General features: G+C 60.0%; 19 protein-coding genes. 8 read left to right on the top strand and 11 right to left on the bottom strand.

Going from position 1 to position 22287, the window contains the following annotated elements; translation table 11 throughout:
- Positions 1-8 precede the first annotated feature (8 nt).
- The 6 genes from FZ934_RS26780 to FZ934_RS26755 all read right to left on the bottom strand — a co-directional run bounded on the left by FZ934_RS26780 (position 9) and on the right by FZ934_RS26755 (position 6784).
- Positions 9-809 (bottom strand): HpcH/HpaI aldolase family protein, encoded by an 801-nt coding sequence (locus FZ934_RS26780; protein WP_153273798.1) that lies wholly within the window; start codon positions 807-809, stop codon positions 9-11.
- A 10-nt stretch (positions 810-819) separates the two neighbouring features.
- Entirely contained in the window at positions 820-2565 is a 1746-nt protein-coding gene (araD, locus tag FZ934_RS26775) for an L-arabinonate dehydratase (protein ID WP_153273797.1), read from the bottom strand.
- A complete protein-coding gene (locus tag FZ934_RS26770; RefSeq protein ID WP_153273796.1) occupies positions 2562-3416 on the bottom strand; it encodes a carbohydrate ABC transporter permease in 855 nt (284 codons plus the stop codon). Before FZ934_RS26770 ends, araD begins: the two co-directional genes overlap by 4 nt.
- 4 nt (positions 3417-3420) lie before the next feature.
- Positions 3421-4356, bottom strand: a complete 936-nt coding sequence (locus FZ934_RS26765; RefSeq protein WP_246737964.1) for a carbohydrate ABC transporter permease — start codon at positions 4354-4356, stop codon at positions 3421-3423.
- Positions 4357-4419: 63 nt separating this feature from the next.
- A complete protein-coding gene (locus tag FZ934_RS26760) occupies positions 4420-5655 on the bottom strand; it encodes an ABC transporter substrate-binding protein (RefSeq protein WP_153273795.1) in 1236 nt (411 codons plus the stop codon).
- 52 nt (positions 5656-5707) lie between these two features.
- Positions 5708-6784: an ABC transporter ATP-binding protein gene (locus FZ934_RS26755; RefSeq protein WP_153273794.1), complete on the bottom strand. Its 1077-nt coding sequence runs from the start codon at positions 6782-6784 to the stop codon at positions 5708-5710.
- A gap of 265 nt (positions 6785-7049) precedes the next feature.
- Here FZ934_RS26755 and FZ934_RS26750 point away from each other — a divergent pair, with 265 nt between their 5' ends.
- The gene (locus FZ934_RS26750; protein WP_246737963.1) at positions 7050-8081 is read left to right on the top strand and encodes a LacI family DNA-binding transcriptional regulator; all 1032 of its coding nucleotides are present in this window, start codon (positions 7050-7052) and stop codon (positions 8079-8081) included.
- A gap of 71 nt (positions 8082-8152) precedes the next feature.
- On the opposite strand, the gene FZ934_RS26745 is transcribed toward FZ934_RS26750, so the two are convergent.
- Positions 8153-8473 carry a hypothetical protein gene (locus tag FZ934_RS26745; protein ID WP_153273793.1) on the bottom strand — a complete coding sequence of 107 codons (321 nt, stop codon included), beginning with the start codon at positions 8471-8473 and terminating at the stop codon, positions 8153-8155.
- 186 nt (positions 8474-8659) lie between these two features.
- On the opposite strand from FZ934_RS26745, the gene minC reads away from it, so the two are divergent.
- The 4 genes from minC to FZ934_RS26725 all read left to right on the top strand — a co-directional run bounded on the left by minC (position 8660) and on the right by FZ934_RS26725 (position 11051).
- Entirely contained in the window at positions 8660-9385 is a 726-nt protein-coding gene (gene minC, locus FZ934_RS26740; protein ID WP_153273792.1) for a septum site-determining protein MinC, read from the top strand.
- Between the two features lie 32 nt (positions 9386-9417).
- Positions 9418-10236 carry a septum site-determining protein MinD gene (minD, locus tag FZ934_RS26735; RefSeq protein ID WP_113362436.1) on the top strand — a complete coding sequence of 273 codons (819 nt, stop codon included), beginning with the start codon at positions 9418-9420 and terminating at the stop codon, positions 10234-10236.
- The gene (gene minE / locus FZ934_RS26730; RefSeq protein ID WP_153273791.1) at positions 10233-10493 is read left to right on the top strand and encodes a cell division topological specificity factor MinE; all 261 of its coding nucleotides are present in this window, start codon (positions 10233-10235) and stop codon (positions 10491-10493) included. The genes minD and minE overlap by 4 nt, the downstream gene beginning before the upstream one ends.
- A 318-nt stretch (positions 10494-10811) precedes the next feature.
- Positions 10812-11051, top strand: coding sequence for a hypothetical protein (locus tag FZ934_RS26725; protein WP_153273790.1), 240 nt, complete (start codon positions 10812-10814; stop codon positions 11049-11051).
- A 432-nt stretch (positions 11052-11483) separates the two neighbouring features.
- Here FZ934_RS26725 and FZ934_RS26720 read toward each other — a convergent pair whose 3' ends face one another.
- Entirely contained in the window at positions 11484-13910 is a 2427-nt protein-coding gene (locus FZ934_RS26720; RefSeq protein WP_194273841.1) for a glucose/quinate/shikimate family membrane-bound PQQ-dependent dehydrogenase, read from the bottom strand.
- Between the two features lie 533 nt (positions 13911-14443).
- On the opposite strand from FZ934_RS26720, the gene FZ934_RS26715 reads away from it, so the two are divergent.
- Positions 14444-14665, top strand: coding sequence for a hypothetical protein (locus FZ934_RS26715; RefSeq protein ID WP_153273789.1), 222 nt, complete (start codon positions 14444-14446; stop codon positions 14663-14665).
- A gap of 37 nt (positions 14666-14702) precedes the next feature.
- Here the strand turns inward: FZ934_RS26715 and FZ934_RS26710 are convergent, their stop codons facing one another.
- From FZ934_RS26710 to FZ934_RS26700, 3 genes are all read right to left on the bottom strand, one after another.
- The gene (locus FZ934_RS26710; protein ID WP_194273840.1) at positions 14703-18179 is read right to left on the bottom strand and encodes an autotransporter domain-containing protein; all 3477 of its coding nucleotides are present in this window, start codon (positions 18177-18179) and stop codon (positions 14703-14705) included.
- Positions 18180-18486: 307 nt separating this feature from the next.
- Positions 18487-19743, bottom strand: a complete 1257-nt coding sequence (locus FZ934_RS26705; protein ID WP_153273787.1) for an ATP-binding protein — start codon at positions 19741-19743, stop codon at positions 18487-18489.
- Positions 19740-20465 (bottom strand): response regulator, encoded by a 726-nt coding sequence (locus FZ934_RS26700; RefSeq protein WP_153273786.1) that lies wholly within the window; start codon positions 20463-20465, stop codon positions 19740-19742. The genes FZ934_RS26705 and FZ934_RS26700 overlap by 4 nt, the downstream gene beginning before the upstream one ends.
- Before the next feature lie 297 nt (positions 20466-20762).
- Between FZ934_RS26700 and FZ934_RS28350 the strand changes: the two genes are divergently transcribed.
- Entirely contained in the window at positions 20763-21740 is a 978-nt protein-coding gene (locus FZ934_RS28350; protein ID WP_246737962.1) for a TolC family protein, read from the top strand.
- Entirely contained in the window at positions 21623-22270 is a 648-nt protein-coding gene (locus tag FZ934_RS28345) for a TolC family protein (RefSeq protein WP_348649125.1), read from the top strand. Before FZ934_RS28350 ends, FZ934_RS28345 begins: the two co-directional genes overlap by 118 nt.
- The last annotated feature ends 17 nt before the right edge of the window (positions 22271-22287 follow it).

Here is a 22287-nt window from a genome sequence, read left to right as displayed (position 1 = left end):
TCGTCACCTCAGTACGCAGCTGCCGGCAATGCCGGCTTGGCTGCGCCGCCGTTCAAGACGCCGAGCCATTCATTGGCGCGGCCGGTCATCATCGCAACATCAGACGCAATGGCCGCAAAGCTGTAGCCGTATCCGATGAACTTCTGAACCATCTCGGGATTGGGACCGACGATGCCGATCGGCTTGCCGGCGGAACGTGCGTCCTTCGCGGCCTTCTCGATCAGCGCCTGAACCTCGGGATGGGCGATATTGCCGATGTGCCCCATGGCCGCCGACAGATCGCCCGGGCCGACGAATACGCCGTCGATACCCTCGACAGCGGCGATCTCCGGCAGTCGCTCGATCGCCTCGGGCGTTTCAAGCTGCACGATCGTGCAGATCTGATCATTGGCCCGCTTCAGATAGTCGGGGATCGTGCCGAATTTCGAGCCGCGGTGAACGGCAGCGACACCGCGAACGCCAAGCGGAGGGTAGCGCGTATAAGACGCAGCTGCCTTCGCCTCATCAGCGGTCTGGACGAAAGGCAGCATGACGGTGCGTGCGCCGGCGTCGAGGACGCGCTTGACCAGAACCTGATCATTCCAGGCAAGGCGAACGACGGGTTCAGCCGGCGTGCAGCCGACGGCCCTCAGGATCTGGGCAAGGTCGGAAACCTCGATCGGCACATGCTCCATGTCGACCACGAGGAAATCGAATCCGATGTAGCCAAGAGCCTCTGCCGTCGATGGCGCTGCGGCCATCAGCCAGGTACCCAGAGGAGTGCGTTCGCCAGCTTCAATCCAGCTCTTGAAATTGTTGGTGAGGCTCATGCTCGTGTCCTTAGAAAATGACCGGATCCGGCACGACGGCCGTTCCGCTCAGGAAATCGAAATCGCAACCCTGATCTGCCTGGCTGACATGCTGCTGGTAGAGAGCGGCAAACGAGCGTTGGTAAACGGGTGCCGTAGGCTTCCACTCGCGACGGCGCCGTTCGAGTTCCGCCTCATCGACCTTCATGTTGATGGAGCCGGCAGCAACGTCGAGTTCCACGAGGTCGCCGGTCTTGAGGAGAGCAAGCGGGCCGCCGATCGCTGCCTCTGGCGAGACGTGCAGGATGCAGGTGCCGTAATGCGTGCCGCTCATGCGCCCGTCGCAAATCCGCACCATGTCGCGAACACCCTGCTTGAGGAGCTTCTTCGGGATCGGCAGATTGCCCCACTCCGGCATTCCCGGCGCCCCGACGGGTCCGGCATTACGAAGGACGATGACGGTGTCTTCCGTGATGTCGAGATCGGGGTCATCGAGGGTCTTGTTCATCACGGCAGGATTGTCGAAGACAATCGCCGGACCGACATGCTTCAGGAACTTCGGATTGGCCGCCGACGACTTCATCACAGCGCCATTCGGAGCGAGGTTGCCTCGCAACACCTCGAGCGTCTTGCCGCGCGACAGCGGCACAACGGGATTGTCTTCGCCACGGATGACGTCGTCATTCCAGCATTCGGCATCGGAGATGTTGTCACCGAGCGTCCGTCCGTTCACGGTCAGGCAGCCAAGCTCCAGCCGATGAGAGAACTTCTTCAGGAGTGCCAGCAATCCGCCTGCAAAATAGAAATCCTCCATCAGGAACTCGCCCGACGGGAACACGTTGGCCGCAACCGGAACCTTTGCGGCCATCGCCGCCATGTCGTCGAGCGTAAGAGAAACACCAGCACGCTTGGCCATCGCAATCAGGTGAACGGCGGCGTTGGTCGAGCCGCCGAGCGCCATATAGGCGACAAGTCCATTGAGGAAGCTTGCACGATTGAGAATATTCGAAGGCTTCAGATCCTCCCAGACCATCTCGACGATCCGTACGCCGCAGGCTGACGCCATACGCGGATGCCCGGAGTCAACCGCCGGGATCGAAGAGGCGCCAGGCAGCGTCAACCCCATGGCGTCGACGATCGAGGTCATTGTCGAGGCCGTGCCAATGGTGTTGCAGGTGCCCGCCGAGCGGGTCATACGGCTTTCGAGATCGACCCAGTCCGACTGGGTGATATTTCCGGCACGCAACTCGTCCCAATACTTCTTGGTGTGGGTGCCCGCGCCGGTCTTCGTTCCCCGCCACTGTCCGTTCGACATCGGACCGGCAGGACAGAAGATGACTGGAATGTCCATCGAGATAGCACCCATCAGAAGCGCTGGCGTGGACTTATCGCAGCCTCCAAGCAGAACGGCACCGTCGATCGGATGCGACCGCAGCAGCTCCTCGCATTCCATCGCCAGGAAGTTGCGATAGAGCATGGTGGTCGGCTTGACCATGACTTCACCAACCGAAAGGGCCGGCATCTCGACCGGGTAGCCGCCAGCCTGCCAGACGCCACGCTTGACCGCCTCGGCGCGATCGCGCAGGTGGGCGTGGCATGGACTCATTTCGCTCCAGGTGTTGATGATGCCGATGACCGGTCGTCCCAGGAACTCGTCGCGGCGCATGCCCATCTGCTGGGTACGCTGGCGATGCGCGAAACCACGCATGTCGTCGGAGGCAAACCAGCGCTGGCTGCGCAGATCGGCAAGATCACGTTTTGCTTTCACGCCGGTCATCCCTTGATACCACCTGCTGTCAGACCGGACACGACGCGTTCCTGGAAGATGACGATCAGGACGGCGACCGGCACGATGCCGACCACGAGTGCGGCGGAAATCACCGGCCACGGGAAGGCAAACTCGCCTTGGTAAAGCTGGATACCGACCGGAAGCGTGCGGAGCTGCGGATTTGAATTGAACGACAGGGCAAGAAGGAATTCGTCCCAGGCGTTGACGAAGGCGAGGATGCCCGCAGTGAAGACGCCAGGTGCACAGAGCGGCACCACCACCTTGAACAGCGCACCAAGCCGCGTGCAGCCGTCGATCATCGCGGCGTTCTCAAGATCGCGCGGAATTCCCTCAAAGAACGACACGAGCATCAGCGTGCAGACCGGCAGGCTCAGCACGGTGTATGGCAAGACCAATGCCGTCCAGCTGTTGAGGAGGTTCAGCGTCCGCATGATTTCGAAGAGCGGGACGAGCAAGGTTACCAGCGGGAACGTCGAGACAGCGATGATGGCTGCGAGAATGAGCCCGCGACGCTTCAGGTTCAGGCGTGCAAGAGCATAGGCCGCGAGAACCGACACCAATAGCGTCAGCATGGTGGACAAGAGCGCCACCATGAGACTGTTGAACAGAAACAGGTGCAGTGGCTGGTCGGAAAAGGCCTGCATATAGTTCTGCAGCGTCGGCGCATGCGGAAACCAGGTGATCGGCTTGGCGGTCAGTTCGCCTTCCGTTTTCAGCGAGGTGAACAGGATCCACAGCGCTGGAAACATGCCGTTGACGAGCAGGATAATGGCGGCGATTGCGCGAAGCGGCTTGCCGGAGAGAAGGCCGCCAGACCCCGATGCAGTGGTGGTGGTCATTGCGTTACTCCTTGGTGCGGATCATGCGCAGGTAGACGGCGGTGACGCACATGGAGAGTGCGAACATCACGACGGCAAGCGCAGAGCCGTAACCGAGATCGAGGAAGGAGACGGTGTTCTGGTGGATGTACATGGCAAGTGTCGCCGTCGATGTACCGGGACCACCACCCGTCATCATGTAGGGGATATCGAAGGTCTGCAGCGACGTGATCGTACGGAAGATCAGGGCAACGACGATCGAAGGCTTCAACAGCGGCAGCGTGATCTCGAAGAATTGGCGAAAACGACCAGCGCCGTCGACATCGGCTGCTTCATAGAGCGACCGGGGGATCGTCTGCAGGCCGGCCAGGATGATCAGCGCCATGAAGGACGAGGTCTTCCAGATGATCGTCAGGCAGATCGCAGCGAATGCCCAGTTCGGCGAATTGAACCAGATGATGCCGGGCAGACCGACGCGGTTCAGGATGTCGTTGACGACGCCATATTCGGAATGGAAGAACCATGCGAAAATCAGGCCCGCAAAGGAAAGCGGAAGTGCCCAGGGGATCAGCAGCGACAGGCGAACAGGCCATTGGGTGCGAAACGGCAGGTTTGCCATGAGGGCAAGACCAAGCCCGACGATAAGCGCGCCTGGCACGGTAATCAGGGTGATGAGCACGGTATTCCAGGTAGTTTCCCAGAAGACCGGATCGTCAATCATCAGCTGGTAGTTTTCGAAGCCGACAAACTCGGCCGGCAAGCCTGATGTCAGCGACAGGCTGAAGAAGCTCGTGTAGGCGAGCCTACAGACGGGGTAGACGATAATCAGGGCAAGCAGGAGTGCTGCCGGTGCAAGCAGGAGGATGGCCAGCGATCTGTCACTGAGGTCCAGCCACCGCACCCATGCAGCCTGGCGCGGCTCGGCATCGGCGCTGATCTTGAGGGAGGTTGTGGTCGCCATGGCAAGTGTTCCGGTCCATCGGGTGGTTTAGAAGGGCGACCGGAGGCCGCCCTCTTCGATTGATCAGCGAAGGATGCGCTTCAGCCGAGACTCGATCTGGCTTGCGCCCTCTTCCGGCGTCGAGACACCAGCAAGGACCGCGTTCACGGTGGTGCGGATCGTTTCGCTCACCTCGTTGTAACGAGGGGTAACCGGACGTGGCTTTGCTGTCTCGACAACCTGCAGCGCATCGGCAAACCAGGGAGCTGCCTTGGTCACATCGCCATCCTTGTAGAGATCGGCATAGGTCGGCAGCAGCGATGCGTTGATCGCCATGAACTTCGAAACCTCGGGGCTTGAAAGATAGGCGACGAGTTTCTTGGCTTCGTCCTGATGGGCCGAGAAGGCTGAAACGCCCCACTCCCAGCCACCGAGGCAAGTTGCGGATTCACCGCCCGCCATCGCCGGCAGGCGAGCAACGCCAACCTTGCCCGCAACAGCCGATTCCGCTCCCTGCGACTGTGCCCAGGCATAGGACCAGTTCACTGCGAAGACGACGTTGCCGGCCTGGAATTCCTTACGGGTGTCGTCAGTTGCCACTTCGGCGATGTTCTTCTTGGCTGTGCCGTCATCGGCAAAGCTCTTCCACAGCGCGAGCGACTTGACGGCCGCATCGTGATCGAAGGACAGGCGACCGTTGTTCGTCAGCGCCTTGCCCTGGCTCCAATATGGCAGCAGGAAGGTGCAGACCGCGCCTTCGATAGCTTTGCCCTGAAACGACAAGCCCTGAAGATTGGGATTCTTTTCGCCGTCGGTGATGGTCTTTGCGGCGGTCTTCAGCTCGTCCCAGCTCTTCGGCGGCTGGATGCCGTATTTGTCGAGCAGATCCTTGCGGTAGTAGAGAAATTGAGCGTCGGCGAACGCCGGCAGCGCAACGGTCTTGCCGCCAACGGTGTTGGCTTCGGCGTATGCCGGCAGGTAGCTCGAAAGATCCTTGCCCTCGACATCGCTGGTCCAGCCGGCAGCGGCAAACTGAGCAGGACGGATGACATCAAGGATCAGCACGTCCAAGGACGGATCCTTGGCGGACATTACGGTGTTCAGGTACTGCGCCTGCGCTTCGGAGGTGTTGCCGCCGGTCTCGATCGTTACCTTGACGCCTGGTGTCTTGGCTTCATATTGATCGATCGCCTTGCGCCATATGTTCGGCTGGTGCTGGCTTGAGATGTAGATCTTGAGCTCGGTATCGGCGAGCGCCGGTGCAGCGAAACTGACGATCGTGGCACAGGCGAGCGCGGCGGCTCTAATGTTGCGGTTCATGCTTTCCTCCCATTGAAAGTTCGTAAGGGTCAGGCGCGCAAACGCCTGAACGTCAGTGAATGGCGCGCTCGGTGGTGGCATCGAAGAGGTGGATCTTCGATGGATCGATGCCGACCGTGAGGGTCTCGCCAACGGTTGGGCGAACCTCGGGCGGCATGCGCGCGGTCAAGGTGGCATCGCCCATGGCGAAATGAACGAGAGTATCGGAGCCAAGCGGCTCAACGACCTGCACCCGACAGTTCAGGCTTGCACCACCAGACTGGGTCGGAACGAAATGCTCCGGCCGGATACCAACGATGAATTCACGACCATCGACGGCAGACAGTCCATTGCCCGCTATCGCCGAGAGCGGCAGCTGATCGCCATTCGGCAAATGCAGGTTGGAACCCTGCGCCTTTGCCCTGGTGAAATTCATCGCCGGCGAGCCGACGAAGCCACCGACGAAAACGCTGGCCGGACGGTTGTAGACCTCATCCGGCGTGCCGACCTGCTCGATATCGCCGCCCTTGAGAATGACGATACGATCGGCGAGCGTCATGGCCTCGACCTGATCGTGGGTCACGTAGATGATCGTCGTGCCGATAGTCTGGTGCAACCGCTTGATTTCCGTACGCACCTGCCCGCGCAGCTTTGCATCGAGGTTGGAGAGCGGCTCATCGAAGAGGAATACCTGCGGGCGCCTAACGATCGCGCGCCCCATGGCAACGCGCTGGCGCTGACCGCCGGACAACTGGCCGGGACGGCGGTCGAGCAGATGGGCAATTCCGAGCATCTCTGCCGCCTGGGCGATACGCTTGTCGGTTTCGGCTTTGCTCATGCCACGGACCTTGAGGCTGAAGCCCATGTTCTCGCGGACAGTCTTGTGCGGGTAGAGGGCGTAGTCCTGGAACACCATCGCGATGTCGCGTTCGCGCGGCGCCAGCTTGTTGACGACCCGATCACCGATCCGAACTTCGCCATCGGTGATGGATTCCAAGCCTGCGACCATTCGAAGGGTCGTGGACTTTCCACAGCCGGATGGACCGACGAACACGACGAACTCGCCGTCGTGAATCTCCAGATCGATACCCTTAACGATGCGCAGCGCGCCATAGCTCTTGTCGAGCTTTCTCAAACTTACCGAGGCCACGATTTCCTCCCAAAGCGCGATGCAGTCTGTCGCTCATCGCTGTATCAAGGTGGCTTCATCATAGCGCTACGATTTAAGAAGATCAAGACCCGATGTTTTCACGCGCCTTCCTAGAGATATCTGCCAAACTTTCCGTAGTTCAGACCCGGATCAAATTGCTTGTTTTCAATAGTTTAGTTGAAATCAGAAGAATACCTGACTTGCATTCAGGCCGTTCACCGCCTATCATCACCGAACTTTGCAGCGCTGCGAAATGAGGCAAGCCATGGAAGCGACAAAGCGGCACCGCCGCAAGATGCAGAGCGTGACGATGATGGACGTGGCCGAGCGGGCTCAAGTATCGCCGTCAACCGTATCGCTCTATCTGCGCAAGCCCGACGCCGTTTCTGCCACGGCAAGCCGCGCCATCGCGGAGGCAATCGATGCGCTCAAATATGTCCCCAATCTCATGGCCGGCGGGCTGGCTGCCGCGTCCTCACGCGCAGTTAGCGTTATCGTGCCGTCCGTTCGAAACGCATTCTTCGCTGAAACGGTCGCGACCATGCAGGCCGAGCTCGGCAAGGAGCGCCTTCAGGTCATGCTGGGGCATTCGGAGTATAGCGAGCGCGAGGAAGAGAACCTCGTCAAGATGGCGCTGTCCTGGAAACCGGCAGCGGTCGTCTTGACCGGCCTATCGCACAGCGCGACGACCCGCCGGCTCTTGAAGGACGGCAATGTGCCGGTCCTTGAGCTATGGGAGTTGGGAGGCGAGCCGATCGACATGGCGGTGGGCTTCTATCACGAACAGGTCGGCAGTACCGCCGCAACGCATCTTGTCCAGCGAGGCCGAAAGCGTCTGCTGTTCCTGGGCGCGCGCCTGCAGGAAGACCGCAGAGCGACGTTGCGTGCTGATGGCTTTCTTAAGACAGCCCGTGAGACTGCTGGTGTCAGCGCCGAAATCGTCCAGCATCCGGCTCCGGCCAATGCCGCGATCGGTGCCATGCTGCTCGCGGAGGCGATCAGAAAATACCCTGACATCGATGCCGTCGCCTGCTCGAACGACCACATCGCGCTGGGCGTCATCTTCGAGTGCCAAAGGATCGGCGTACAGATTCCGGAGCGCTTGTCGGTGATCGGCTTCGGCGATCTCAGCTTCAGTGCGGCGTGCAATCCCGCCCTGACGACGATCAGGCCGCCAGGCGATCTTATCGGCACGGAAGCCGCTCGCCTGATTCTTGATCGGATAAACGAAACCGGGCGGGCTACCCCAACGGTCATCGATACGAGATTTACCCTTCTGCAGAGGCAGAGCAGCTAAGGCAGTAATGTTGGAGGGCATCGCGGAAGAGGACTGGCACCGCCTGTGCAGTGCCAGTCAATTGAACGAGATCAGTTGTCGTATTCCCGGCAGGCGTCACTGATCGATGCGCCACTTTCGCCACCACGTGTGTCAACGCCAGTGCGCTGCTGCGGCATGCCCGGGCAATCGAGCGTCTTAGGCTCGGTTACGATGCTCTGGGTGGTCGTGGGATCCACACCTGGCGAAACAACGATCGGATGCGTGCCGTTATCGCCGCTTGTATAATCCGACGAATAGCTGGGGCTCACCGAGCCGCTGTTTGTCGGGCCCGCGTCCATGTTGGACTGAGCATAGGCCGAACCGGCAAGACCAAGGGTTAGCGCGGATGCCAACAGAATGTAACGACGCATAGCGGTTTTCTCCTCATTTTGCTTTGGTAACGTTGAGACAACCCATGGCTTTGCGCATTGTTCCCCGATCTCTCCGCTCAGCCTCGAATGGTTAACAATTTCGTAAATCTGAGGTCGCGCGGGACCGGCGTTTACCTTTTGTTAACCAAATCGGCACTAAATCGGATCAACGATTTCTTAACCTAGATGACCAAAGTGCTAACAGACGCTCGCTCGATCCGTATCAAGGGCCGCTCTTTCCTGGCGGTCATGCTGTCTCCGGACCTTCCCTTCGATGATTGGTTGGTTCGCCTGGACGACTTGGCTGCCCGATCCGCGGGTTTCTTCCTCGGACGCCCTGTCGTTCTCGATGTGACGGACCTGCCCATCGATCGGAAACAGTTGAAGGAACTGATTTCCGAACTGGCGGCCCGCAACGTCTCGATCATGGGAATCGAGGGTGGGAGGCCATCGGTCCTCGGTCCGGGTATGCCGCCGGCGCTCAAGGGTGGCAAACCGATTTCCGACTTCGATCTGCCGAATCAGGAGGCAACCGCGGCGGCGCCTGAAGCAGCGCCCGTCCAGGCTGAAAGCCGGCCGACCCTACAGTCGATCGTGATCCACGAACCCGTGCGATCCGGCCAGTCGGTCATCTTCCCGGAAGGGGATGTGACGATCATCGGATCGGTCGCGTCCGGCTCGGAGATCGTCGCCGGTGGCTCGGTTCATATCTATGGAACGCTGCGTGGCCGCGTCATGGCCGGTTCGCTTGGAAATGCATCGGCGCGTATCTTTTGCCGCAAACTCGAGGCCGAGCTGGTGGCCATCGATGGGATCTACAAAACAGCCGAAGACATGGCTCCCGAGCTGCATGGACACTCTGTTCAGCTTTGGCTCGAGGGCGATGCGATCAGAGCAGAGAAACTTATCTGAGCCGAGGCACGGCCGGAAAACAGGAGAGTAAGATGGGGAAAGTCATCGTCGTCACCTCGGGTAAAGGCGGAGTGGGCAAGACAACCTCCACCGCCGCGCTCGGGGCAGCTCTGGCTCAGCGGAACCAGAAGGTCGTCGTCGTCGATTTCGACGTTGGCCTCCGCAACCTCGACCTCGTCATGGGGGCCGAACGCCGCGTCGTCTACGACCTTGTCAACGTGATCCAGGGCGACGCCAAGCTGTCGCAGGCGCTGATCCGCGACAAGCGCCTGGAAACGCTGTTCCTGCTGCCCGCCTCGCAGACGCGTGATAAGGACAACCTGACGCCCGAGGGGGTCGAGCGGGTCATCAACGATCTGAGGCGCCACTTCGACTGGATCATCTGCGACAGCCCGGCCGGCATCGAACGGGGCGCCACGCTTGCCATGCGCCATGCCGACGTCGCCGTGGTCGTTACCAATCCTGAAGTCTCTTCCGTGCGCGATTCCGACCGCATCATCGGCCTGCTCGATTCCAAGACGGTCAAGGCGGAACGCGGCGAGCGGATGGAAAAGCACCTGCTTCTCACGCGATACGACACGACGCGCGCCGAACGCGGTGACATGCTCAAGGTCGACGATGTGCTCGAGATCCTGTCGATCCCGCTGCTCGGCATCGTGCCCGAGAGCACCGACGTGCTGCGCGCTTCCAACATTGGCGCACCGGTGACGCTTGCCGACAGCCGCAGCGCTCCGGCACTTGCCTATTTCGAGGCAGCGCGCCGGCTGACAGGCGAAGACCTCCCCGTCACGATCCCGGGCGAAAAGCGCGGCATCTTCGGCAAGATCTTCGGTCGGAGGGCCGCCGCATGAGCATCTTCAAGCTTTTCAACAAGCAGCGAACAGCGCCGGCAGCGCGAGAGCGCCTGCAAGTCCTCTTGGCTCATGAGCGTGTCTCGGCCAGCTCCGATCTGGTTTCGGTGCTGCGCGAGGAAATTCTCGCCGTCATCGCCAAACACGTCGAGCTCGACAACGACCGCGTTCACGTCAAGATCGATCGCGACGAGCATATGTCGATCCTCGAGATCGACGTCGAAATTCCTCTCAACCGCGACGCAAAAGCCGCCTAAGAGAACGAACTTCACCAGCTACCACAGCTCCGTTCGGGCCGGCCATCCAAAATGGCCGGCCTTTTCGTGGGCGGTTAGCCGCCTCTCAATTCCTTCACCTCTCGGTCGAGCAATCACCCTTTCGGATAAGGGCGTTAACCTTCTGTTAACTATGACGGCCTAGCCTCGATAAGACTTTTTCCCAAGGAGGCGCCGCTGCGAAATTCCGCGCCGGCGTTGTAGAATCAGAAGGTTGCCAGCACGTCGTGCGACGATGAATTGGCAGACGTTTCCGAGGAGACGAAGATGCCACTCGTGGCTATACCTGGAAAAATCAAAATGATCGGGCGCCAGGCCATTATCGTCATGGACGCCGGCAACGCTCACAAGGCTGTTCATATAACTGAAGACGCAATGGACGGCATGGACGAGCGCTCGGCAACATTTCCGGCAGCTCAGATGTCGGTTTTCGAGAAGGTCGCCAGCCTGAAATTCGAACGCGGTGAACTCGCCTTCGATGGCGATATCTGGATCACCGAAGAGGACATCTGCAACTTGGGACGCGACCGCCCTCACTAGGCCGAGACGACTTTCCACGGTGTCGATCGTTCCCAAGCAATTTTTTGTCGGCAGCACTTGATTTTAACAAAGGGCGGTGCCATTTAGCGCTCACCACCCGTATCGACGGCCTGCAGTGTCAACCCTCAAGGTTGCGGCGTTTGCTGTCCGGGAAAGAAAAGGCGCTCCCCGAAAGGGTTGAGCGCCTTTTTCGTCTGTGGCAAAGCTTTAGTCAGAATCATCAGGTGACGAGGGCATAGCAGACGCGCATGAACGACAATGTCATTCCATTTCGAAAGCAGAAGCCACCTCGTAAGCCTCGCCCCACCAAGCTCCTGGTAGCGTTGGCAGTCGTCGCCTTCTTCGTTGCGGCGTGGGCTTACTTCTATCTTCTCGGCCAGCCTCACCCGGCACAATAAGGTAGCCGGCCCCTTGCGGGACCGGCATTTCTATTCAAGGCAGCGCGTAGGCGATGACATAATCGCCGCGGTCGGGCGACTGACGCGCTCCACCGGCGGATATCACAATATACTGCTTGCCTGTCTTCGGCGACTTGTACGAAATCGGGCCACCCTGGCTACCGACCGGCAGCCTTGCCTTCCAGACTTCCTTACCGGTCGAGCTGTCAAACGCGCGCAGATAGTAATCCTGGGTGCCGGCGATGAAGATCAGGCCGCCCTGCGTTGCCAGCGTGCCGCCGAGCGTTGGCATGCCGATCGGGATCGGCAGCCCCATCTTGATGCCAAAAGGCCCGGTATCCTGCACCGTACCGACGGGAACCTGCCACTTGATCTGGCGCGTCTTCATGTCGATTGCCGTGAGGCTGCCGAATGGCGGCTTCTGGCAGGGGATTCCGAGGGCCGACAAGAAGCGGTTCTTGTTGACCGCATACGGCGTGCCCTTCATCGGCACGACGCCCATACCGGTATTCACAGCTTCGCCGCCGCTGCTGACCGCATCGCTCGGTGCAGCCTCGACCATCTGGATCCAGAGGCCGAGCCTCATATCGTTGGCGAAGATCGTTCCGGTCGTCGGATCCGTAGACAAGCCGCCCCAGTTCATTCCACCGAGCGAGCCAGGGAAGCTCAGGGACAGATCGGTGTCCGGTACCGTATAAAGACCGTCATAGCGCATTCCCTTGAACGCTATACGGCATAGCAGCTGATCGAACGGCGTTGCGCCCCACATGTCGGATTCAGTCAGCGTCTCGGCACCGATCTGCGGCATACCGAGGGATCTCGGTTGCGTCGGGGCATAGGGCTCGTTTGGAACCTTGCCCGGCTTCACGGCGACGTCCCCGACCTTCGTCAGCGGCTTGCCCGTGGCGCGGTCGAGAACGTAGAGCTGTCCGGCCTTTGTGCCGAAGACCAGAGCTGGTGTCGTCGTCCCATCTTCATTCGAAAAATCGATGAAGCTCGGCTGCATCGGGACGTCGAAATCCCAAAGATCATTGTGGACGGTCTGATAGACCCACTTCTCCCGACCGGTGGTCGCATCGAGCGCAAGCATGGAGGCGCCGTACTTGTGGTCGAGCGCCGTGCGCGTCACACCGTAGAGGTCGACAGACGGGCTGCCGACGGGCATGAAGACCGTGTTCGATGCCGGATCATAGGACATGGAAGCCCACACATTCGGCGTCGACCGGGTGTAGGTCTTTCCTTCTGGTGGCAATTTCGTGATGTCGGGATTGCCAGGGTCGAAAGCCCAGCGCAATTCGCCGGTGATGACATCGAAACCGCGCATGACGCCACCCGGCATGTCGACCTGAACGTTGTCGGCAATGCGACCACCAACGACCACCGTCGTGCCGGCAAGCGTCGGCGCCGAGGTCAGCACATATTGTGGGTCCGGTGCATCTCCGAGACCGATCTTGAGACTGACTCGGCCGTTGTTGCCGAAGTCAGGGCAAAATGCCCCCGTGTCCGCGTCGAGCGCGATCAGCTCGGCGGTGATCGTGTTCATCAAAATGCGACGCTGGCACAGCGCACCGTCTGCCACGGCCACGGATGTGACCGGTGTCGAGCCCGGAAGGGTCGGCTGTTCGAGCGCACGTGTCGCGTCGAAATAGGCAAGACCGCGGCACCGCATCCATACGGAAGACTTGGCATTGATCTCGTTCTTCCAGATTTCCTTGCCGGTATCGGCGTCAATCGCAATGACATTGTTATGCGGAGTGCAAAGGAAGACGCGATCGCCGACCTGCAGCGGCGTATCCTGATCTTCCGCGCCGTTGCCATCAGGGCTAAGCGGCGTATCGCCGGTTCGATATGTCCAGGCAACCTTCAGGCCACTGATATTGTCACGGGTTATCTGGTCGAGGGCGACGAACCGGCTACCGCCTGACGTGTTGCCATAGGCTTCCCAGTTTTTCTGCTCCTTTGCCGGGTCGACCGGAACCAACGGAGACGGCGCGCCCGAGAGGACGATCGTTGGATGCGGCATAAACATACCGACGAAAGCGATGCCGGAGATAATTGCGAGAACTGCCGCGACGGCGAACGAGGATAGGTAAGCCGGAGCAAGACCGCGCGCCTTGCGAAGAAGCGGGTTAGAAATAGCGATGACCACGCCACCGACACCGAACGCAAGCAGACGCGAGATCAGCGGCCAGAATTCAAGGCCTGCATCCCAAATCGCCCATGCGACCGTCAGCAGCACCACGAGGCCAAAAAGAAGCGCGCCTGCGGGCCTGCGCATGACAATCAGCAGTCCCGAGACAACGATCGCGGCTCCGCTCAACAGGAAATAGAGGCTGCCGCCCAAGGTAACGAGCTTGGCGCCGCCGACGGCCAGGAAAAGACCCGCGAGGATCAAGACCACGCCGAGCAGGCCAAGCCAGGCTTTTGAAAGAAATGACAGGTGTTGATTTGGATTGGTCATGGATGTTTCCAACTCCGTTCTGGTTTCTGACCGAGACAGCTGGAAAATTTGAACACGCTTGAGATCGATGCGATGTGCACGGCGCGGGTCCTCGGTCGAATGAGCGCCGCGTCGGCCGAAGGTCCGACGTATCTCGGCACCCTGGGGGATTGAGATCTAACCAACGCCCTCCCTACGCTGGTAAATGCAGCATTGCTGCAATGCCAGCATATAGAACCCACGCAAGCATGCTGACAAGCACCAAGAAATAGGTGGTGTACAGTTACCCTAAGCGGCTGACTGCGTTTTCTGAATCGTAAGCCTTCGCATTCAAATGGTGGCGACGTTTCCACTTGATGCTTGCGAAGCGACTATGTTTGTGAAATTCGAGACCGGTCCGCTCGCGGCGCTGCCGGAGCGCGCGTGCCCTGTCGGCACCCTGCTATGCAGGTTAACTACTTTTGGTAGGAGAGGCAGCGCGTACGCACAACTTACCGCGCGAAAATGATACTGCCGCCGACTCCTGAAGAATTCGTGAACAAGGAAATAATTATATGGACACGGAAACCGTCACCATCGAGAACCGCAACGACTTCGCCCAGTGGGCGATCGAAAGAGCACAGGCAATCGTCGCCGAGCAGGGCGGCAATCTTGCAATCGCCGCCCGTGACATGGACGAGAGCGCAATTGCCGACGCGGGAAATGCGCTCGGCGTTGCAATTGCCGAGGCCATGCTTGAGGTCTTCGATGGCCTGATGCCTGGGGAAGAGGAATAGGCGCCCGGCAACGGCGGCCCACTCGTCGCACCGTACATCAGAAGCGCGCCTTCAACGTTCCCCTGACCATTTGGCTGCTGTCTGATCCGCCGAGAGCACCGGTGTAGCTTACGTCGAGTGACATAGCCTGCGAAAGCGCGATGTTGACACCCGCTTCGATGATCGCGGTATTGCGTGACAAGGGAACACCTGCGCTCGTGAATGCCGATCCGCTGCTGAAGGCGAGCGTTTCAGTCGGGTCCAGATCACCGCTGGCATAGCGCCAGGCGAGCGTGCCGTACAGCGCGGCGTCGAAGCCTGATAGCGCCAGCGCAGTGTCCGCGTGCATTCCGAGCGTCGTATATGTCACCGACGATTGCGATCCTCCGCTTGAGAGCGCAGCGTCACCGCCCGTTTCGGAAAATCCGTCCGTTCGTACGTTGACGTACGCAAGATTGGCAAACGGTTCCAATTTCAGCGAGTCGACTTCCAGGCCGTAACCTACCTCGCCAAACACCTGCGCCGCTTGGCTCCAATAGCTTGACGTCAATTGGTTCGAGTAACCGCTGAACGCGACCGTTCTTTCGGTTGCCAGATCTTGCGCCGTGTAGAGCGCGCCCGTGCGAAACGCCAGATGCCCGACCTTGCTGCCGGCGTAGACGCCGACGCTGTAGTCGTCACTGCTGGCCGAGGCCGACGTCTGATCGAATGCGCTCCGACCGTAAGCGACCAAAGCTCCAAGTGTAACGCCGGTATCCGCAAGGCTCGTATCCGCACCGACGACAAGACCGCCCGATCGCGCCGAGATGTCCTGATCATCCGTTCCGGAGCCACCCAATCTCGACCAACCGCCGTAGGCCTGGGACCAGACCGAAATCGGACTTTGATCCTGTTTGGCGACCATATCATTGATTGCGCGCACGCCTGGCGCATCCTGTGAGGCAGCAGTGTCGTAGGCCAACACAAGGTTGTCCTGCGCGTCTTTGGCAAGCGCACCGCTATCCATCGCCCTCAAGCGTCCCAAGCCGGCGTCTCGTAGGAACCGGCTGTTGTCGAAGCTCGACGTCGTCAGGCTCGCATGAAGGGCGCCACCAAGTTGCCCGAAGGCGCTGCGGGCTTCCCCGGCACTGAGAACGCTTACTGCATCGTAGAGATTGTTCGAGACGCCGAGGCTCTCCAAGCTGGCGGCGACGGCCGCCTGATTTCTCGTCGTGGCAACATCGGAGAAGGCGACATTGTTGCGCTCGAGCTTGAGGGAGATATCGCTGCTTGTATAGTCCAGCACGGCATCGACGAAGGCGTAATCGGAGCTGATATTATCGAACGCGCCGGAGACGCCTCCGGATGCGGTGAGGATGGTATAGGACTGGAACGCACTGAGATGGCTACCGATCAGGGAGAGCGTGCCGCCATTGATGGTAGTCGCGCCGCTGACTTCGATGCTATCACTCTGGGTCTGATCCGCATCGACCTGATAGGTCGAACCGCTCTCGAACGTCAGGTCGCCATCGACGCTAAGTGTCCCAACGCCATCGTCCCCGGGCGATATCGTGGCACCGGACTCCAGAACCGTTGTGCCGACGGTGCCGGTTCCGGCGAGCGTGCCATAGCCGTTGACGACAAGCGAACCGGAGAGGATGCTATCCACATAAAGGCTTCCCCCGGACACCGTCGTCGTGCCGTCAAACCCACTTGCATCACCGGTCAGGCGCACCGACCCTGCGGCCACATAGATCTCACCTGTCCCGTCGATCGAGGCATCGATTGTTTCTTCTGCCCCTCCGAAATTGAACACCAATGATCCGGCGCCATCGCCGAAGTGGATCGCATCGACATCGAGGCTGGCCGAACCACCTGCAGTCTGGCCAAGCGCGGCGCCGATATTGACCGTGCCGACAGAGCCGGACAGCGCGGCGATATAGAGATCGCTTGCCGACAAGGTTGCCCCGCCGGAGACCGTCACCGTCCCAGTGCCGCCATTGCCGACGTATAAGTCGTCCGAGATCGCGAAAAGCGAACCATCGCCACTTACAAACACAGTACCCACACTGCCGGCGAGATTGCCAACGACGCCGTTCTGGGACGTGACCGTTCCGCCGAGAATGACATCGAGTTCCCCGTTACCGGCATCCGCTACAACGATGTCATTTGAATTGTACCAGCTCGACTGGTTCCCGGTTACGACCACCGATCCGGTAGAGCCGCCCGCCAGACCGATGATTGCGGTCGAACTCGTCAAAAGCCCGCCGGCACTTACAGACAGAGCTGCGGAAGCGCCGGTCGCTCCGCCGAGAGCCAATTCGTTCCCAACATCCCACCAAGAGCCGTCGCCACTGACGAGCGCCGTGCCCTCGCTGTCGGAGTTGCTTGCGAGGTAGGCATTGTCGGTCGAGAAAACACCGCCGGCAACGACCTTCAGATCGCCGCTGCCCAACACGCCAATTGCGGAATCTCCGTTCACCTGGAGAGTGCTTCCCGCACCCGCGATGACGACGGAACCACTGGAATCCGCGCCTTCTCCGAGGACAAGACTTTGCGCGTCGACATTTGCGGCATTGCTGATCGAGAGGCTACCCTCCCCCAGTCCACCGATCGTCAATGTGGTGTCGACATCCCAGAGGGATCCCGATCCATCGACGGTAACCGAGCCGGTGCCTCCGAGGCCGTCCCCAACAGACGCGGACGTGCTCTCGACCTGCCCGCCGGCGCCGATGTCGAGAGTTCCCGTCCCGCCCGAGGTCGTGTTCCGATCTCCGCCGAGCAGCAGCGCACCGGCTTCCCAGAGCGATCCGGATCCGCCGACAGTTACACTCCCGTCCCCGCTTAAGCCGATCGCCGCTGATACACTCGATACTTCCGCACCGGAGTAGATCGACAAACTTCCTGTGCCATCAGCGCCCACCGTGAGAAGCCCATCACTGATCCAACTCGAGCCGAGCCCGGAGATCACAACGGAGCTTTCCGAACTTGCCTCAGCACCGATCGTGGCGTTTTCGGTGATGAGTTCCGCGCCCGTCGAGATCGTCAGAGTACCGTCGCCGGCAGATCCGACGGTTAGGTCGCCGTTGATAGTCCAGAGACTTCCCGCGCCCGACAACGACACTTCACCCGAGGAGCCCAGGCGATAGGCGATCGTTGCGTCCGCAGTCTCCAACGTTGCTGCGGCTGTAACCTCCAGAGCCCCGCCGCCCGCGTAACCGACGAAAAGCTCGTCGGCGATCGAGGCTGATGACGATCCGCCGGTAATGCTAAGGGTTCCAATGCCTTGTGAATCGAGCCCGAGGTAGACGGCGCCGGTTCCGACATATTGGCCACCGGCATCCACCAGCAGGTAACCTGTGCCGGCATCGCCGATCGTCAGCGATCCGGTATTTGTCCAGAGCCCCGTGGCGCCCGAGATCTCGACCGTTCCGCTGGAACCCGCACTCAGTCCGAGGATTGTCGAGAACGTATCGAAGCTTTGGACTATCTTGAGCGATCCGCTTTGCTGCGAGCCGACGGTCAAATCGTCGGCACTCGCGCTCGCATTCACCATCACGGTCTGCAGAACCGATTGATCGATCAGAACGGAATCGGACGCACCCGGCGTCGATGACGATGGAGACCAGTTTCCAGAATTGGCCCAGTCATCGTCAACAGCGCCCGTCCACGACAGCGAGGCGGCAGAGGCCGTTCCGGGGAGGCAATAAAAGGAAGAGATCAAAAGTAAAGGGAGGCGCAGAGCCGCGCATCGAACAGAATTCATAAATCAAATCACCCCGCAACATCATATTGCGGGGTGGAAATAGACAATATCATGGTTAACAGTACGTTAAATAGGCGCGTATCTGCAGCAACGATCCCTAGTGAAGATCTAATTTCACTGTTTGAACGAGACCCGAAGGATTGCTGTTTGCTACCTCGATCGTACCGCCAAATCGCTCGACGATCTCCTTGGCAATTGCGAGTCCAAGCCCCGCTCCTGGCAACGTCTTCCGTCTGGCACTGTCGACCCGGAAGAAAGGCTCGAAGATCTGACCCAGACGATCGGGCGGAATTCCCGGCCCGTTGTCCGAGATGACGATGACAGCCTTGCCGTCTCGGTTCCGAACGCTGACGCTGGCTCCGCCGCCATGCGTCGCTGCGTTGATGACAAGATTTCGGACGGCCCTCTTGAGGGCAAGAGGCGCCCCGCGCGCAACCGTCTCGTCAAGCCCTGTCGTCTCGGCCTTGAAGCCCAGTTGCTGTAACTCCGTCACGATATCCGCGACTAGCTCATTCAAGTGAACCGTCTCGGTCACGCCCGGAGAAGCTACCTCTTCGCGTACGAGACGGATCGCACTGTCGGCGATTGCATCGAGCTCTTCGAGATCCGAGAGCCACTTCTCGCGTTCGTCATCGTCGGTGACAAATTCCGCGCGAAGCCGCATCCGCGTCATCGGTGTTCTCAGGTCGTGGCCGGCAGCGGCAACAAGGCGCATCCGGCTTTCCATCGCGGATCGTAGCCTCGCCGACAGGCGGTTCAGCGCCTGCGCGGTTGCGCGAACCTCACCGGCACCGGTCTCGGGTATGTAGGGCAGCACGCCGTCCGTTCCTATCCGCCCGGCCGCACTTTGCAGCAATTCCAGCGGGCCGATGATCTTCGAAGCCGCGAAGATAGAAACCGCTGTGCTCCCGAGGATGATAAGCGTCATCCAGCCGCCAAGAACAAGCCAGCCATCCGGCGGCGGGCCGTGGTTTGGAAGGGCCGCGAATAGCCATTCGCCCTCTGCCAGCTTGATGGCCGCCGTCGACCCGTCGTCTTTTCCGGAGGGCATGGTGACAAACCCTTCGGCATCGATCCCGTCCTTCTTGAGGGCACGGTCCAGTGCCTCGGACAGCCGATCGTCCCGCCTCCCCGATGGGGGAGCGTTTTTCAACACGACACCCGCACGCACTGCATCGTCGCGGCTATGACTGACGAGTTCTCTGGAAATGCGGAGCTGCGCGACAGTCGCGGCGACGGTCATTTCCGCACTAGGCGGTTGAAGGACCCGGCTCGCGACGAAGGTCGCAAGCGCCACAACGGTGACGATCGCCAGGATAAGGAGACCAACAATTCGATTTCGAAGTGAGTTCATCGGTCTGACGTCGTCAATCTTACAGGAACTGACAGCTGATATCCGCCGTTTCGAACCGTCTTGAATAGTGGCCCCGACATGCTGTCACCCAGCTTTCGCCGAAGCCGGCTGACCAGCACATCGATCGATCGGTCGAGAGGATCCCTGCTTCGGCCCTGCGTGACGTCCAGAAGCTGATCACGAGACAGGAGGCGACCGGGGCGCTCGAGAAACACCTTCAGCAAATCGAACTCCGCGCCCGTCAACTCCACCTCTTGCCCATCGTCCCGAAGAACGCGACGAAGATCGGGGTCCACCTCAAATTCCGCAAAGTTGTAGATTTTCGCTTGCGGACTGAGTGGCTCCGTCGATCCCATCCGTCTCAAGACCGCCTTGATACGTGCCAGCAGTTCACGCGGGTTGAACGGCTTGCTGAGATAATCGTCAGCGCCAAGTTCAAGCCCTATGATGCGATCGACGTCCTCCTTCAGGGCGGTGAGAAGAATGACCGCGACAGGCGGTCTTCTGTCGCGGAGGTCGCGGCAGATATCGAGACCCGATCCATCCGGAAGCATGACATCGAGCACGATCAGGTCCGGCTGGGTGCTTGCCAGCACCGCTTCGCATTCACGCCGATCGGCGGCAACGGAGACGCGCAATCCCTGTCCCTCCAGGTAACGGGAGAGCAGGGTGCGGATCTCGCGGTCGTCATCAACGATCAGTATGTGTTCCGTCGTATTCATCGTGCTAGCCTCTTCGACCTTGCGAATAACGCTCCTGTCGACGTCGTGCCAAACAGATTTGTAACATTTCATTGCCGTCGGGCCGACAGCAACATTCGTTTACAAATTTCCCGCAGCCGGACCTCTTCGGAAACATTCAGGCGCAAGCCCGGACAAACTCTGTGGCTAGAGCGGTTCTCATGAACACGCCCACCTCGGCCGCTACTGAGCTCCCGCCGATCTCGTCTCGCGAGCATTTTACGCAACGCACAACGTCGCGTCGCTGCTCTCCGGCCCACCGATAATATGGAATCAATAATGCACAGGTTTCGAAACGATCTTTTGCGTGGTGCAGCTCGGTCCCGGGCGCTCCAACTCTGCGGCGCACTCCTGTTGACGACGGCCCTGACCGGATGCGTGGTCGGACCGGACTACCAGGGACCGCAGCTTGTCGTTCCCGCTTCCTTCAGCAAGACAAAGAAAGCCGATGAGAAACGGCCGCCAGAACTGATCAGTTGGTGGAAAAATCTCAACGATCCCTTGCTGGACGATCTCGTTGAAGAGGCGGTCGCAAGCAATCTCGACGTTGCAGCAGCAAAGGCAAAGCTGCGCCAGGCCCGCGCGGAGACTAGAGAACAGGCAGGCGCGCTTCTGCCGACAGCGTCCGGTTCGTCGTCAACGACCCGCAGTCGCTCGACATCCAACGACGTCGTGACAACCTCTTGGCAGTATGAGGCCGGCTTCGATGCAAGTTGGGAGCTTGATTTGTTCGGCGCCAACCGGCGCGCGCTTGAAGCGGCACGCTATAGCGAGGACGCGGCAAGAGAGGATCTGCGCGACACGCTCGTCACGCTCATCGGCGACGTCTCGTCGTACTATGTTCAGGCCAGAGAGTATCAGTCGCTGATTGATCTTGCGGAGCGCTCGGCCAAATCCCAACGCCAGACAGCCGCCCTGACCCGTCGGCAGTTCGAGGCGGGAGAGGCGACGGGGATGGATGCCGCAAAGGCCGATGCGCAGGCGGCGTCGACCGAAGCGGATGTGCCGGCATACCGGATTTCCTACGCACAGATGGTCCACCGGCTTGGCGTCCTTCTCGGCAAGTCGCCCGATGCCATCGAAGCCCGCCTTTCGAAGAAGGTCGCGATCCCCTCCCCCGAGGACCCGCCACGATCGGAATACCGGCCGACATTCTCGTCAACCGGCCGGATGTTCGTCTGGCTGAACGCCGGCTTGCCCAGTACACTGCCAAGATTGGCCAAAGCGAAGCCAATAGATATCCTTCCATTAGCCTGACGGGCAGCATTTCCAGCTCGGCAACCGATCTATCGAGCCTGGCAAAGGCCTCGACGATCGGGTGGTCATTCGGGCCGACCGTCAACATTCCCCTCTTCCAGGGCGGCCAGCTGAAAGCTGCGGTGGATGCGGCAAAGGCGGAACGCGACCAGTATTTCGTCGCCTACCAGTCCGCCGTGCTCTCGGCGATGGAAGATATCGAGAATTCGATCGTCGCCCTCAATCAATCGCGCCTGAAGAAGACAAAGCTCTCGGTCTCGGTCGAGGGCTATCGAACGGCAGCGAGGCTATCGAGGTCTCTGAACGAGACCGGCGCCACGAATTTCCTCAACGTGCTTGACGCCGAGCGTTCGCTTTACTCGGCGGAAGAAAACTTCATCGAAAGCAAATCCGACGTCGCCACCTACTACATCGCACTTAACAAGGCCTTGGGTGGCGGTTGGGATGCTGCTGTCGATGTCGACACGCCGGCGGTCATCGATCGCCGCGAAGGACCACATCTTGCCACGACGAAGCCGAACGGCGCCTGATTTCCAAGAGAAAGAAC

This window comes from Rhizobium grahamii (genome assembly GCF_009498215.1).
Lineage (GTDB): Bacteria > Pseudomonadota > Alphaproteobacteria > Rhizobiales > Rhizobiaceae > Rhizobium > Rhizobium grahamii_A.
The sequence above is the reverse complement of the archived record's forward strand: the minus strand, read 5'-3'. Positions and strand labels throughout refer to the sequence as shown.

Bases quoted from the DNA above. Each gene is read 5' to 3' on its own strand.
- FZ934_RS26700 (WP_153273786.1), bottom strand. From the start codon at position 20,465: ATGAATACGACGGAACACATACTGATCGTTGATGACGACCGCGAGATC.
- FZ934_RS26725 (WP_153273790.1), top strand. From the start codon at position 10,812: ATGATCGGGCGCCAGGCCATTATCGTCATGGACGCCGGCAACGCTCAC.
- FZ934_RS26770 (WP_153273796.1), bottom strand. From the start codon at position 3,416: ATGACCACCACCACTGCATCGGGGTCTGGCGGCCTTCTCTCCGGCAAG.
- minE (WP_153273791.1), top strand. From the start codon at position 10,233: ATGAGCATCTTCAAGCTTTTCAACAAGCAGCGAACAGCGCCGGCAGCG.
- FZ934_RS26750 (WP_246737963.1), top strand. From the start codon at position 7,050: ATGGAAGCGACAAAGCGGCACCGCCGCAAGATGCAGAGCGTGACGATG.
- FZ934_RS26705 (WP_153273787.1), bottom strand. From the start codon at position 19,743: ATGAACTCACTTCGAAATCGAATTGTTGGTCTCCTTATCCTGGCGATC.
- FZ934_RS26715 (WP_153273789.1), top strand. From the start codon at position 14,444: ATGGACACGGAAACCGTCACCATCGAGAACCGCAACGACTTCGCCCAG.
- araD (WP_153273797.1), bottom strand. From the start codon at position 2,565: ATGACCGGCGTGAAAGCAAAACGTGATCTTGCCGATCTGCGCAGCCAG.
- FZ934_RS26710 (WP_194273840.1), bottom strand. From the start codon at position 18,179: ATGGTGAATGCGAGCGCGAGTGCCGACGATTTGACCGTCGGCTCGCAG.
- FZ934_RS26780 (WP_153273798.1), bottom strand. From the start codon at position 809: ATGAGCCTCACCAACAATTTCAAGAGCTGGATTGAAGCTGGCGAACGC.
- FZ934_RS26745 (WP_153273793.1), bottom strand. From the start codon at position 8,473: ATGCGTCGTTACATTCTGTTGGCATCCGCGCTAACCCTTGGTCTTGCC.
- minC (WP_153273792.1), top strand. From the start codon at position 8,660: ATGACCAAAGTGCTAACAGACGCTCGCTCGATCCGTATCAAGGGCCGC.
- FZ934_RS26720 (WP_194273841.1), bottom strand. From the start codon at position 13,910: ATGACCAATCCAAATCAACACCTGTCATTTCTTTCAAAAGCCTGGCTT.
- FZ934_RS28350 (WP_246737962.1), top strand. From the start codon at position 20,763: ATGCACAGGTTTCGAAACGATCTTTTGCGTGGTGCAGCTCGGTCCCGG.
- minD (WP_113362436.1), top strand. From the start codon at position 9,418: ATGGGGAAAGTCATCGTCGTCACCTCGGGTAAAGGCGGAGTGGGCAAG.
- FZ934_RS26765 (WP_246737964.1), bottom strand. From the start codon at position 4,356: ATGGCGACCACAACCTCCCTCAAGATCAGCGCCGATGCCGAGCCGCGC.
- FZ934_RS26760 (WP_153273795.1), bottom strand. From the start codon at position 5,655: ATGAACCGCAACATTAGAGCCGCCGCGCTCGCCTGTGCCACGATCGTC.